Source organism: Arthrobacter sp. 01L42, from assembly GCF_056400005.1.
The window spans coordinates 233,563-246,901 of the sequence record NZ_JBFTSL010000003.1 but is presented as its reverse complement, the minus strand read 5'-3'; the positions used below and the strand labels follow the sequence as shown (position 1 = coordinate 246,901).

13 protein-coding genes are annotated in these 13,339 nt (G+C 66.7%); 7 read left to right on the top strand and 6 right to left on the bottom strand.

Features of this window, described 5'->3' with window-relative positions; all coding sequences use genetic code 11:
• The 4 genes from AC1DN2_RS04275 to AC1DN2_RS04260 form a co-directional block, all read right to left on the bottom strand.
• Positions 1 to 1,174 (bottom strand): IS30 family transposase (locus AC1DN2_RS04275; protein ID WP_476849336.1); only part of this gene is annotated, 1,174 nt, incomplete at its 3' end.
• A gap of 162 nt (positions 1,175 to 1,336) precedes the next feature.
• On the bottom strand, positions 1,337 to 1,984 hold the full coding sequence (locus tag AC1DN2_RS04270) for an MBL fold metallo-hydrolase (protein ID WP_476849335.1): 648 nt from the start codon (positions 1,982 to 1,984) through the stop codon (positions 1,337 to 1,339).
• A gap of 11 nt (positions 1,985 to 1,995) precedes the next feature.
• Complete coding sequence (locus AC1DN2_RS04265) at positions 1,996 to 3,081, bottom strand: S-(hydroxymethyl)mycothiol dehydrogenase (protein ID WP_476849334.1); 1,086 nt, start codon at positions 3,079 to 3,081, stop codon at positions 1,996 to 1,998.
• Positions 3,082 to 3,213: 132 nt separating this feature from the next.
• Positions 3,214 to 3,471, bottom strand: a complete 258-nt coding sequence (locus AC1DN2_RS04260; RefSeq protein WP_011692168.1) for a mycoredoxin — start codon at positions 3,469 to 3,471, stop codon at positions 3,214 to 3,216.
• A gap of 260 nt (positions 3,472 to 3,731) precedes the next feature.
• Between AC1DN2_RS04260 and AC1DN2_RS04255 the strand changes: the two genes are divergently transcribed.
• Positions 3,732 to 4,478, top strand: a complete 747-nt coding sequence (locus tag AC1DN2_RS04255) for an SOS response-associated peptidase (RefSeq protein ID WP_476849333.1) — start codon at positions 3,732 to 3,734, stop codon at positions 4,476 to 4,478.
• A 68-nt stretch (positions 4,479 to 4,546) separates the two neighbouring features.
• Here AC1DN2_RS04255 and AC1DN2_RS04250 read toward each other — a convergent pair whose 3' ends face one another.
• Positions 4,547 to 4,969, bottom strand: a complete 423-nt coding sequence (locus AC1DN2_RS04250; RefSeq protein WP_476849332.1) for a VOC family protein — start codon at positions 4,967 to 4,969, stop codon at positions 4,547 to 4,549.
• 14 nt (positions 4,970 to 4,983) lie between these two features.
• Between AC1DN2_RS04250 and AC1DN2_RS04245 the strand changes: the two genes are divergently transcribed.
• Positions 4,984 to 5,310: a chorismate mutase gene (locus AC1DN2_RS04245; protein WP_028277548.1), complete on the top strand. Its 327-nt coding sequence runs from the start codon at positions 4,984 to 4,986 to the stop codon at positions 5,308 to 5,310.
• A 7-nt stretch (positions 5,311 to 5,317) separates the two neighbouring features.
• Here AC1DN2_RS04245 and AC1DN2_RS04240 read toward each other — a convergent pair whose 3' ends face one another.
• Entirely contained in the window at positions 5,318 to 5,704 is a 387-nt protein-coding gene (locus AC1DN2_RS04240; protein WP_476849331.1) for a hypothetical protein, read from the bottom strand.
• Between the two features lie 202 nt (positions 5,705 to 5,906).
• Between AC1DN2_RS04240 and AC1DN2_RS04235 the strand changes: the two genes are divergently transcribed.
• The 5 genes from AC1DN2_RS04235 to pgsA all read left to right on the top strand — a co-directional run bounded on the left by AC1DN2_RS04235 (position 5,907) and on the right by pgsA (position 13,161).
• Positions 5,907 to 6,242, top strand: coding sequence for a DUF6504 family protein (locus tag AC1DN2_RS04235; protein WP_476849330.1), 336 nt, complete (start codon positions 5,907 to 5,909; stop codon positions 6,240 to 6,242).
• Positions 6,239 to 9,751: a DNA polymerase III subunit alpha gene (locus tag AC1DN2_RS04230; protein WP_476849329.1), complete on the top strand. Its 3,513-nt coding sequence runs from the start codon at positions 6,239 to 6,241 to the stop codon at positions 9,749 to 9,751. Before AC1DN2_RS04235 ends, AC1DN2_RS04230 begins: the two co-directional genes overlap by 4 nt.
• 129 nt (positions 9,752 to 9,880) lie before the next feature.
• The gene (gene thrS, locus AC1DN2_RS04225) at positions 9,881 to 11,890 is read left to right on the top strand and encodes a threonine--tRNA ligase (RefSeq protein WP_476849328.1); all 2,010 of its coding nucleotides are present in this window, start codon (positions 9,881 to 9,883) and stop codon (positions 11,888 to 11,890) included.
• Positions 11,891 to 11,909: 19 nt separating this feature from the next.
• Positions 11,910 to 12,530 carry an HIT family protein gene (locus AC1DN2_RS04220; protein ID WP_476849327.1) on the top strand — a complete coding sequence of 207 codons (621 nt, stop codon included), beginning with the start codon at positions 11,910 to 11,912 and terminating at the stop codon, positions 12,528 to 12,530.
• Positions 12,523 to 13,161 (top strand): phosphatidylinositol phosphate synthase, encoded by a 639-nt coding sequence (gene pgsA / locus AC1DN2_RS04215; protein ID WP_223916731.1) that lies wholly within the window; start codon positions 12,523 to 12,525, stop codon positions 13,159 to 13,161. The genes AC1DN2_RS04220 and pgsA overlap by 8 nt, the downstream gene beginning before the upstream one ends.
• The last annotated feature ends 178 nt before the right edge of the window (positions 13,162 to 13,339 follow it).

Genomic DNA, 13,339 nt, shown 5'->3' with positions numbered 1-13,339 from the left:
GTAGTAAATCACGCAGACGCTCGGCTGGGGTATCCCAGCCGAGCGTTTTACGTGGGCGGCCGTTGAGCTCCTGGGCGACGTGTTCGAGGTCTTCCGGCCCGTAGGCGGACAGGTCGGTGCCTTTGGGGAAATACTGCCGCAGCAGTCCGTTGGTGTTCTCGTTCGAACCGCGTTGCCAGGGGCTGGCCGGGTCGCAGAAATAGACCTGCATGTCGGTGGCCATGCTGAAGGACTTGTGGCCGGCCATTTCGGCTCCCTGGTCCCAGGTCAGGGAGCCTCTCAGGTGCGCCGGGAGGGTGCTCATGGTCACGATGAGGCCGTCGCGGACGGTTTCGGCGGTGTGGTCGCCGGGCAGGTGGACGAGCATCACGTAGCGGGTGGTGCGTTCGACCAGGGTGGCGATCGCGGACTGGTTCAGCGCCCCGGTGATGAGGTCCCCTTCCCAGTGCCCTGGAACGGCGCGGTCCTCGATCTCAGCCGGGCGTTCGGAGATCATGACCATCGGATCCACGAACCGGGAGGCGCGTTGGTCCCCACTGCGGTGGGGTTTTCGGCGGGTCCGGCCGGTGCGCAGCGCTGCCTGCATTTCGCGTTTGAGTCCGCCTCTTGCCTGGATGTAGAGGGCTTGGTAGATCGTTTCTGGGCTCACGCGCATCTCCGGTTGGTCGGGSAACTCTTCGACCAGGGTGTGGCTGATCTGCTCCGGTGACCAGCGTATGAGCAGTTTGCCCTTCACATAGTCGCGCAGGTCCGACTCGCCAGCGAGCTTGGCGGCCCTGGGCCGTGCCCGCCGGGCGGCGGCTCTCCGGTGCGCCCCGTGCGGCATATAGCCCATCACGGCATCGGTATTTCGGCCYAGCTCACGGCTGATCGTTGAAGGCGCACGGCCCAGCGTTTGTGCGATCGCCCTGACTGAGGAACCTGCGGTCTTCAGGTCCCGGATGATCTCCCGCTCCTGCACGCTGAGGAACCGCGGATCGAGGGGTTTCTCCAGTGCCGATAGCGACGCCGGAGGTGCGAGAACCGTTCCGGACGCAGCGGTGGGCGAGGTCATAGTGGTCACACCACGTTTGTAGTCGACCACCCGACCATCGGGGTAAATGCGTCGGCCGCCCGACTTGCGGATTCCCTGGTCCCATTCTTCGGCGGTCCGGAGTGCTCTTGAGCCGGTCAAACACGAGGAAGAACTCTTCCTTCTGCTCCTGCGTGTATTTCCTGCTGGTTCGTGGTTCACCCGTTAAAGACGACACGGTCGTTGCAACTCCCAAAAATTCTGGGTGTTGCAACGACCGCTAGAACCCAAGAAGCAGCGGACCGGGCCTTTCCGCGGACGCGGTCAGTGGCCGCGGGCGATCCATTCCTCAAGGTGCAGTGCTTCGGCGCCGATCGTTGTGGGTTCCCCGTGGCCGGTCCGGACCGTCGTGTCGGCCGGGAGCGGCAGGAGCCGGGTCCGGATGGACTCGATGATGGTCGGGAAATCGCTGAAGGATCGGCCCGTCGCCCCGGGGCCACCCTGGAACAGCGTGTCCCCGCTGAACACTGTTTTTTCGCTAAGCACGGTGCCTTCGCTTTCGAGAAGGAAGCACACTGACCCGGGCGAGTGGCCGGGGGTGTGCCGTGCCACGAGTCTTGCCCCTGCGACGTCGAACGTGTCGCCGTCGGCAATGGCGTGGTCCGGCTCGGTGCCGGGGAACACCCGCTCCCACAGCATCCAGTCGTCCCGGTGCAGGTACACCGGCGCGTTCACGAGCGTCCGGACCTCGCCCACGGCGCTGATGTGGTCATCGTGGCCGTGCGTGAGCAGGATTGCGGTGACCTTCCGGCCCGAGACGGCCGCGGCCACGGCAGCGGGATCGTGGGCCGGGTCGATGATGACGCATTCGGCGTCGTCCCCGAGGATCCAGACGTTGTTTTCAACATCCCAGGTGCCGCCGTCGAGGGAAAACGTCCCGGAGGTGACCAGCCGGTCGATCCGGATGCTCACAGGGCCGGCGTTCACAGCTCCACCACCGAGCGCAGCACAGCGCCGGCGTGCATCTTCGTGAAGGCCTCCTCGATCTGGTCGATCGTGATCCGCTCCGTCACGAAGGCGTCCAGGTCCAGCTTGCCCTGCCGGTAGAGGCTGATGAGTGTGGGGAAGTCGCGCGAAGGCAGGCAGTCGCCGTACCAGGAGGACTTCAGGGAGCCGCCGCGCCCGAACACATCCAGCAGCGGCAGTTCCAGGGTCATCTCGGGGCTCGGCACACCCACCAGGACCACCGTGCCGGCGAGGTCCCGGGCGTAGAAGGCCTGCTTGTATGTTTCCGGGCGGCCGACGGCGTCGATCACCACATCGGCGCCGAAACCGCCGGTCAGTTCGCGGATTGCTTCGACGGGGTCGACGGCGGAGGAGTCCACCGTGTGGGTGGCGCCGAGGTCCTTGGCGCGCTGGAGCTTTTTGGCGTCGATGTCGACGGCGATCACGGTGGTGGCGCCGGCGAGCGCCGCGCCGGCGACGGCCGCCGTGCCGACTCCGCCGCAGCCGATCACGGCGACCGAATCGCCGCGCTGGACGTTTCCGGTGTTGATCGCCGCGCCGATGCCTGCCATGACTCCGCAGCCGAGCAGGCCGACGGCGGCGGGATCGGCGTCGTCGTCCACCTTGGTGCACTGGCCGGCCGCTACGAGGGTCTTTTCGGCGAAGGCACCGATGCCCAGCGCGGCCGTCAGCTCGGTGCCGTCCTCCAGCGTCATTTTCTGGGTGGCGTTGTGGGTATTGAAGCAGTACTGCGGCTGGCCCCGGCGGCAGGCCCGGCACTCGCCGCAGACGGCCCGCCAGTTCAGCACCACGCGGTCCCCGGGGGCGACCTCGGTGACGTCCGGTCCCACGGCACTGACAACGCCGGTGGCCTCGTGGCCGAGCAGGAAGGGGAAGTCGTCGTTGATGGCGCCCTGCTTGTAGTGCAGATCGGTGTGGCAGACACCGCAGGTGAGGATGTCCACGAGGGCCTCGCCGGGGCCCGGGTCCGGCACCAGGATCGTCTCCAGGGTGACGTCGGCATTCTTGGAACGGACTACTGCGGCTTTGACTTTATGGACCATGAAACAAGCTCCTCTGTTCTGGAACGCGGATTGCTGGCACAACTTACTGGTTACTGGCGCAACGGGCGGCGGCGCGGCCCTTGGGAGGCCGCGCCGTCGTGGTTTGGTGGTGTCCTGGGATGCAGGAAGGGCCTAGGCGGCGAGCCGGCTCTTGACCTCAGCTGCGGAGGGGTTGGTGGCGGCGGTGCCGTCGGGGAACAGCACGGTGGGGACGGTGCGGTTGCCTCCGTTGAGCTGCTCGACGAGATCGGCCGTGCCTTCGACTTCCTCGATGTTGATCTCGGTGTACCCGATGCCCTGTGCGTCCAGCTGCTTCTTCAGCCGGTTGCAGTAGCCGCACCACGTGGTCGAAAACATAGTGATGGTGCCGGATTCGGGGGTGAAGTCCACGAAGTTCTCCTCAAGTAAGTGGATGGGGCCGGCGTATCGGGCCGGGCGCCAACTGAAGTCGTACGTCACTGCCAACAACCGTACCCTGCAGCCCGCTATTCCCGCAGAGAGCGCTGCCCCCTTCGCCGTTCGACGCGAATTCGCGGTAAAGATGCGAAATCGCCGGAAAGTTCCGGCGACTTCGCACGTTTCCGGCGACCTCGGCGGGCTCAGGCGGCAGCCCGGATGACATGGGATGGGTGCGGTGGCATGCTGATGCCATGTGTGGACGCTACGTGATGGCCCGGGCCGTCGGAGACCTGCTGGCCGAATTCGATGCCGGGCTGGAGGATGAGATCGCGATTCCGCCGTCGTGGAACGTGGCCCCGACGGCTGATGTGCCGATCCTGCTCGAACGGCTTGTGGAGGGAGAACCGGTCCGCCAACTGCACATTGCGCGCTGGGGCCTGGTGCCGTCCTGGGCCAAGGACCCGGGCATCGGGTCCAAGATGATCAATGCCCGCAGCGAGACCGTGCTGGAGAAGCCCGCCTTCCGGAAAGCGACCCGCGCCCGTCGCTGCGCCGTCCCGGCGGATGGCTACTACGAGTGGAAGGGCGAGGGCCGCACCAAGCAGCCCTACTACGTCCATCCCAAGGACGGACGCCCCATTGTCTTCGCGGGACTCTATGAATGGTGGCGGGATCCGTCCAAGGCAGAGGGTGACCCGGAGCGCTGGATGCTCTCGACCTCGATCATGACCACCGACTCGCCGCCGGAGGGCTACGCCGGGGGAATGCTGGCCGAGCTGACCGCGCTGCATGACAGGGTTCCGCTGCCCATGAACCGCGAGACCATGCAGACGTGGCTGGACCCGCAGGCCGATGATGCGGCCGGGCTCGTGGATCTGGTCCGGGCCGGGGCGCACGACGTCGCGGAAGGCTGGACGATCGACGCCGTCGGCACCGCCGTCGGGAACGTCAGGAATGACTCACCGGAACTCATCCAGCCGGTGGGGAGCCTGTTCTAGCGGTACGCCGGCCTGTCTGGCGGCTGCCCGGCGGCTGCCAAGGCACGGGGCGGCACTGGTTACCTGAGTCAGAGCGTTACTTTGCCGCCGCCGTCGACCGACCAGTCGGGGTTGAAGGCGACCTCCCAGCGGTAGCCGTCGGGATCGGCGAAGTAGCCGGTGTAGCCGCCCCAGGGCTGGGTCTTCGGTGCCGCAACGATGCGGGCTCCCGCGGTCCCGGCTTCGGCCATCACCCGGTCGACGTCCGCCGTGCCGGCCAGGTTGTGGCTGAGCGTGATGCACGCAATGCCGGCAGGGGGATCGGTGGCCGCCTCGGACTGCATTTGACCCGCGTCCCAGAGCGAAAGGATGAGGCCGTGGTTGACCTGGATGAAGAGCACCTCCCCGGGGACTTCCCGGTGGACCGGCCATCCGAGGCCATCGACGTAGAAGCGGCGTGAGGCGTCAACACTGCGGACACCTAGCGATATGAAGTCGACTCGTGGCTGCATCTTTCGATACTGTCATGCACATGCCCACAAATCACGCAGACGACAAGGCCGCCCAGGCCGACCGCGAACAGCTCGCCGCCGTGCGGGTGGCTGTTGACGAGGTGGACGAGCAGATTGTGTCCTTGATCGGGCGCCGGGAACGGCTGATCCGGATCGCCGGGACCCTCAAGGCGGACAGCGCCGAGGTCCGTGCGCCCGGGCGCGTGGAGCGGGTCATCGAACACGTCCGCGCCACGGCGGAAAAGAAGGACATCGACGTCGAACTTGTCGAGAAGACCTACCGGGCGATGATCGATGCCTTCATCACGCTCGAGCTGGAAGTGTACAAGTCCAGCTCCTAGAAGATGCCTAGAGGGCTTCTTCGACAGGCACGTTGGCCTGGTAGTCCCGGCCGTCACAATCGCTGAAGGCCGTCATGAGATGGCCCTTGGGCAGGCCAAGCACAGTCGTAAGCGGGAAATGGCCGGTAATGGTGTTGCCCGAGTGTTCGACCCCCTTGAGGTCGAAATTTTCCTCGGTGCCGTCGTGGCTGAAGCAGTAGAAGGACACGGCTTCGCCGTTCATGAACTCGATCCCCATCCTGCGCTGGTGGGAATAGTCCGGGGTGGCTGCCAAGAGCCCCACCACGTAGGCGCCCTGGCCGGGAATGTTTCCGTCAATATCAAAAGTCGCCACCAAGGTTGGATCCTTGGCGGCGATGCTTACGTGCTTCAGGAGTGCGTTATGGGAGCTCATGGCTCAATCCTGCTACCTGTACCTGCGTGAGTCCACCCCCGATCTGGGTTTTGTCGCCTCTCCGACGTAGACTGAATTTATTCGAAGATATGTTCGAATAAAATCATGGCGCCTGGAACTGAGGGCGCCGGATGCGGAATGGACGTAGGAAGTCGAAGCGGGGACTGGGCCGGCTCCAGCCCGGACTGGGTCGGGAGGCAACGTGGGTATTTTCAGCGAGTCCGTGGATGTCGTCTGCACGCCCTCGGGCCAGCCCCTGCGCCTCGATTGGGCCGGCCGGTGCTACACGGTCTGCGCGGACCCCGTCCGCTGGTACGAACGCCGCCAATGGTGGGCCGAGGAACGCCGGGCGCCACTCGGAAGCGGGCCGGGCCTGGTGGACCATGAGATCTGGCGGGTCCAGGTGCGTGCGGCCGGGGATCACGCCGCGGATTCCACCCTCACCCTTGACCTGACCCGGCATGTCGGCAGCGGCCGGTGGCGGCTCCTGAAGATCCACGACGCCCTGCAGCCCCTCCGGAAGCCCGAATCAGCATGAGTTTCACCCATCTGCACGTCTCCACCGCGTTCAGCGCCCACTATGGCGTCTCCTGGCCGGAGGAACTTGCCGCCGCGGCCGCCGCTGACGGCGCCACCGCGCTGGCCTGCACGGACCGCGACGGCCTGTACGGAACCGTCAAGCACCTGAAGGCGTGCATGGCAGCCGGGCTGGATGCAATCGTCGGGGTGGACCTTGCAGTCTTTGACGACGACGGCGACCACCGTACCCAGCTCGGGGGACGCGTCGTCGTGCTGGCGCAGGGACACAACAACGGTGCCGGCTACCGGGCGCTGTGCCGGCTGATCTCCGACGCCCACGCCCGCACCACGGGCAAGGCCGGGGGAATAGTGCCGGTGGCCGTCACCCGGGCGGAACTGGCCTCCCGCACCCTGCACCCGGAAACCCTGAAGCCGGTCCTGACAGTGCTGATCGGCCCGGACTCCGACGTCGGCCGGGCCATGGGCGGCCGGCGCTACCTGCGGCCCCGCACCCTGTTCAAACGCTGGCTGGACGCCATGCCCCCCGGAACGCTGGCGGCAGAGGTTGTGTCCCAGCTCAGCCCGCCCGGGGAACCGCTGAGCACCGCCCACGCGGTGCGCATGCTCAAACTCGCCGCAGAACACGGGGTGCCCGCCGTGCTGAGCAACGCTGTGCGGTACGTGGCTGAGGACGGCGCGGCCACCGCCGATGTGCTGGACTCGGCCCGGACACTGAAATCCCTCCCCGAGCTCTCCGCCGCCCCGCTGCTGCAGCCCAACGGGCAGGGCTGGCTCAAATCGGCGGCCCGGATGCTGCAGCTGGGCAAGGAGATCATCCACGCCGCCGGCTACGGCACGGCGGACCTCAAGCGGCTCCTGGCCCAGACCGAGGCGCTCGCGGACCGCTGCCGCATGGATCCGGAAGCCGACATGGGCTGGAAACAGCCCGTGGTCCCGGAGGCATCCGTGATCGGGATCGACGGCGACGCGCTCGCCGAACTGACCCTGCGGTGTGAGGCCGGCATCGGCCGCCGCTTCCCGGGCATTTCCGGGCAGCGGGAACAGCAGCTGCGGGCCAGGCTGGAGCATGAGCTCCGGATCATCGACTCGCTGGGTTTCGCCTCGTACTTCCTGACCGTCGCAGAGGTCTCCCGGATGATCCTGGCCCTGGGCATCCGGGCGGCCGCGCGCGGTTCGGGCGCCTCCAGCCTGGTCAACTACCTGATCGACATCAGCCAGGTGAACCCGCTCGAGCACGACCTCATCTTTGAACGCTTCCTCTCCCGCGACCGTGCCACGCTGCCGGACATAGACATCGACGTCGAAAGCGCCGAACGGCACAACGTCTACCGGAAGATCTTTGAGCGCTTCGGCGCCGAACGCGTCACGCTGATGAGCATGCAGAACGGGTACCGCGCTCGCGGTGCCGTGCGCGATGCCGGCCTGGCCCTGGGCATGGACGACGGCGAGGTCGGGGAAATCGCCAAGCAGCTGTGGCGGTTCTCGGCCCGGCACTTCCGCGAAGCCCTCGTGGAGAAACCCGAGCTGAAGGAATTCGCTGACCGGGTGGAGCAGCGAGGCTTCTCCGAGAACCAGCAGCTGGACCTGCTGGTGGACCTCACGGAGCGGCTGGACCGGCTGCCCCGCCACATCTCCATGCACCCGTGCGGCGTCATCCTCGGCGACGCCACCCTGCTGGACCGCACCCCCGTGCAGCCCAGCGGCCTTGGCCTGCCCATGAGCCAGTTCGACAAGCACGACATGGACCCCATGGGCATGCTGAAACTCGATGTCCTTGGCGTCCGGATGCAGAGCGCCATGGCCTTCGCCGTCCGGGAAGTGATCCGGCTCCACCCGTCCAAGGCCGAGGTGGTGGCCGCCGGCGCGCATCCGGCCGGGCCGGACGGGACGGGCCCGGACTACATCGCCGAGGACGGGCACATCGACCTCAACGCCGTCCCGCTCGATGACGAGCCAACCTTTGAACTGATCCGCAGCACCCACACCCTGGGCTGCTTCCAGATCGAGTCCCCTGGCCAGCGCGAACTGATCGGCAAGTTGGCCCCCCGGGAGTTCAACGACCTCATCATTGACATCTCGCTGTTCCGTCCAGGCCCGATGAAATCCGACATGGTCCGGCCCTTCCTGGAGCACCGGCACGGATTCGCTCCCGAGGTCTACCCGCACCCGGACCTCAAACCTGTCCTTCAGGAAACCCACGGGGTCACGGTCTTCCACGAACAAATCCTCAAGACCTTCGACGTCATGACCGGGTGCGGGCTGGCGCGGGCCGACGAGTTCCGCCGTGCGCTGGGCAACGAAGAGCTTGAAGCCAGGGTGGAGGAGTTTTTCCGGAAGGAGGCGCGGGCCCGGAACTACAGTCCCGAGGTGGTGGACAAGGTCTGGGGCACGCTGAAGGCCTTTGGCAGCTTCGGGTTCTGCAAGGCCCACGGAGCCGCCTTCGCCGTGCCCACCTACCAATCGGCCTGGCTCAAGGCACACCACCCGGAGGCCTTCCTCGCAGGGCTCTGGGAACACGACCCTGGAATGTACCCCAAACGCCTGCTCGTGGCCGAGGCCCGCCGGCTGGGGATCCCCATCCTTCCCCTCGACATCAACCGGAGCCAGGCCGAGTACCGGGTGGAGCGGGTGCAATCCGGGCCGGACCGGGGCAGGCTGGGCATCCGGCTGAGCCTGAACGGTATCTTCGGGCTCTCCGGCGCCGAGCTGAAACGGATTGTGGCCGGCCAGCCCTACGACTCCCTGGCGGACCTGCGGGCCAGGTCGCGGCTCAGTCGGCCCAGCATCCAGCGACTGGCCCAGCTGGGCGCCTTCGATTCGCTGCACCGGGCGTCCGGGGGAGAAGCCAACCGGGCGGATCTGGTTCAGCACCTGCAAAAACTACAGGCCCGCCCCCTCCGGAAGGGCGTGGAAGTCATTGAGGGCCAGCTGGCGTTGCCGCTGGGGGACGTGGAGTTGACGAACCTCAAGGCGGCACTGCCCGCACCCAGCATGGTGGATAACGTCCGCGCGGAACTGGACCTGATGGCTGTGGACGTCAGCGAGCACCTCATGACCAGCCACCGCCCGCTGCTGGACCGGCTGGGCGTCACCACCGCGGACAAGCTGCTGGGACTGCGCAACGGCACGGAGGTGCTGGTGGCCGGGGTCCGGGTGGCCACTCAGACCCCGCCCATGAGGGGCGGCCGGCGGGTGGTGTTCATCAGCGTCGACGACGGCACGGGCTGTGTGGATTCGGTGTTCTTCCACGAGGCGCAGGAGCAGTCCGGACCCTTGCTGTTCGGCACCCGCCTGCTCCTGATCCGCGGCACCACTCGCCGGACCGGGCCGCGGGGGATCAGCATCAGTGCCTCCATGGCCTGGGACCTCAGCCGCCCGGAGACCCTCCCGTTCCCGGCATCGGCTCCCGGCGCCGCCGGCCGGAAGGAGCCTTACCTGTCCGGCCCCCTGTCCAGCCCCCTGGACGGGATCAGCAGGAACCTCGCCATCACCGGGCTGGGCGGCTGACCGGCCGGCGGTGCGGCTCGCTCGTGGCGCGTTGGTTGGCCTCTGGAGAAACCGATAGCATGGACGAGGCTGGCTGTGGTCCCCGTACGCCACAAGCTACGAAGCCTTAACTTTGAATAGGAGACACCCGTGTCAGATGCCCAGCAGATCACCCTTCTCGTCGACGGCGAAGAGACCAAGGTGACTACCGGGACCACCGGCGCGGAACTCTTCTTTGAGCGCCGCGACGTCGTTGTGGCCCGCGTGAACGGCGAGTTGAAGGACCTGGACCAGCCCCTTCCCGAGGACGCCAATGTCGAGGCCGTCACCATTGATTCCCCGGACGGGCTCAACGTCCTGCGCCACTCCACGGCCCACGTCATGGCCCAGGCCGTGCAGCAGCTGCGCCCGGACGCCAAGCTCGGCATCGGCCCCTACATCACGGACGGCTTCTACTTCGACTTCGACGTCGCGGAACCGTTCACCCCGGAAGACCTCCGCCAGCTAGAAAAGATGATGCAGAAGATCATCAACCAGAACCAGAAGTTCGTGCGCCGCGTGGTGTCCGAGGACGAGGCCCGCGAGGCGATGAAGGACGAGCCCTACAAGCTCGAACTGCTGGGCAGGAAGAATGACGCCGCCGAGGCCGTAGAGGGCGTCAACGTCGAGGTCGGCGCCGGCGACATCACCATTTACGACAACGTGGACCGCAAGAGCGGGGACAGCATCTGGTGCGATCTGTGCCGCGGCCCGCACCTGCCGAACACCAAACTCATCTCCAACGCCTTCGCACTGACCCGGTCCTCGGCCGCCTACTGGCTGGGAAACCAGAGCAACCAGCAGCTGCAGCGCATCTACGGCACCGCCTGGCCCACCAAGGACGCGCTCAAGGCCTACCAGGAGCGCATTGCCGAGGCCGAGCGCCGCGACCACCGCAAACTCGGCGCGGAGCTGGACCTGTTCTCCTTCCCGGATGAGCTCGGCTCAGGCCTGCCGGTCTTCCACCCCAAGGGCGGCATTATCCGCAAGGCCATGGAGGACTACTCCCGCCAGCGCCACGTGGATGCCGGCTACGATTTCGTCTACACCCCGCACATCACCAAGGGCCACCTCTACGAGGTCTCAGGCCACCTGGACTGGTACAAGGAGGGCATGTTCCCGGCGATGCACATCGACGCGGAGCTGAACGAGGACGGCACGGTCCGCAAGCCCGGCCAGGACTACTACCTCAAGCCGATGAACTGCCCCATGCACAACCTGATCTTCCGGTCCCGCGGCCGGTCCTACCGCGAACTGCCGCTGCGGCTCTTCGAGTTCGGCTCGGTTTACCGCTACGAGAAGTCCGGCGTGGTGCACGGCCTGACCCGCGTCCGGGGCATGACCCAGGACGACGCCCACATCTACTGCACCCGCGAGCAGATGAAGGACGAGCTCACCACCACGCTGAACTTCGTCCTCGGCCTGCTCAAGGACTACGGCCTGGACGACTTCTACCTCGAGCTCTCCACCAAAAACGAAGACAAGTTCGTGGGCGACGACGCTACCTGGGACGAAGCCACCCGCACCCTCGCCGAAGTAGCCGAAGCCTCCGGGCTCGAGCTCATCCCGGATCCGGGCGGAGCCGCGTTCTACGGCCCCAAGATTTCCGTCCAGACCAAGGACGCGCTCGGCCGCACCTGGCAGATGTCCACCATCCAGCTGGACTTCAACCTGCCCGAACGCTTCGAGCTTGAGTTCCAGGCCGCCGACGGCACCCGGCAGCGGCCCGTGATGATCCACCGTGCCTTGTTCGGCTCGGTGGAGCGCTTCATGGGCGTGCTTACCGAGCACTACGCCGGTGCCTTCCCCGCCTGGCTGGCACCGGTGCAGGTGGTGGGCATCCCGGTGGCGGAAGCCTTCAACGACTACATGTTCGACGTCGTGGACCAGCTCAAGGCGGCCGGTATCCGCGCCGAGGTAGACATCTCCTCGGACCGTTTCCCGAAGAAGATCCGCACGGCCAGCAAGGACAAGATCCCGTTCGTGCTGATCGCCGGCGGGGACGATGCCGAGGCGGGTGCAGTGTCCTTCCGCTTCCGCGACGGCAGCCAGGACAACGGCGTGCCCGTGTCCGAGGCCGTACAGCGGATCGTCGACGCTGTCCGAAACCGGACCAGCTAGGCAGACGGAAGGGCAGCGCGTGCAGGAAACCACAGGGGCCGGGCCGGAGTATCCGGGCGACCACGCCGTGACGGACGACTTCAGCCTGGCCGGGGTCCCGGACGCTTTCCAGCGCCTGTGGACCCCGCACCGGATGGCGTACATCAAGGGCGGCCAGCACCAGTTCAAGAACCCGGACGACTGCCCGTTCTGCGCCGCGCCCGAGCGGGGCGATGAGGACTCCCTGATCGTCTACCGGGGAAGGACGAGCTACGTGGTGCTGAACCTCTTTCCGTACAACCCGGGCCACCTGCTGGTCTGCCCCTACCGGCACATCCCGGACTACACGGACCTCACGGTCGAGGAAACGGCGGAATTCGCCGAACTGACCCAGACGGCCATGCGGGTGCTGCGCAAAGTCGCCAACCCTTCCGGTTTCAACCTGGGCATGAACCAGGGCGTCACCGGCGGGGCGGGCATCGCCGGCCATCTGCACCAGCACGTGGTGCCGCGCTGGGGCGGTGACGGAAATTTCTTCCCCATCATTGCCCAGACAAAGGCGGTCACGCAGACCCTCGGTGAGGTCCGTCAGCAGGTCGCCGACGCATGGCCGCAGGAAATGCCCGCGCCGCAGGACACAGCGGGGGAGAAGGATGCTTAACAGGCACGCCCGGGGCTTCTTCACCGCCCTGTTTTCCCCGGTTGCCCGCTGGCTGCTGAGGATCGGGGTCTCTCCCGACGCCGTGACCGTGGTCGGCACGCTCGGCGTCGTGATCGGCGCTCTCGTGTTCTACCCGCTCGGGCAGCTCTTCTGGGGGACCGTGTTCATCACGGCGTTCATTTTCTCCGACGTTATTGACGGCATCATGGCCCGGATGCAGCACCGCGGCGGCCGGTGGGGCAATTTCCTGGACTCCACCCTTGACCGCGTGGCCGACGGCGCCCTGTTCGCCGGCGTCGCCGTCTGGTTCTTCACCGGCGGCGCCAACCCGGCCGTCGCCGTCGCCGCGATTCTCTGCCTGGTGCTCGGCATGGTGGTCTCCTATGCGCGGGCCAAGGCCGAGGCCCTGGGCTTCCACGCCAACGTGGGCATCGCCGAGCGCGCCGAGCGCCTCGTGTCCGTGCTGGTGGTCACGGGGCTCACCGGACTGGGCCTGACCCCGGTGGTGCTCTTCGTGACGCTGTGCCTTCTCGCTACAGCGAGCCTGGTGACGGTGATCCAGCGCATCGTGACAGTGCACCGCCAGTCGCTGGCGGAACCCGAAGGTACCGCCACGGAACGTCCCGCCTGACAGCGCCAGGCGGCACCCCGGCGGCCGCGCCGAATCCCTGTCCCCGCGCGAGATTCGACTGCTGTAACCCGAATTCTGCCGCGCCCCGGCCGGGGGATAGTATTAGCTTTACCGGCCAATGGATCCGGTAATCCGGTGTGTGCGAGACACGGCATGAACGTGCCGTCCGCGCCCCGGC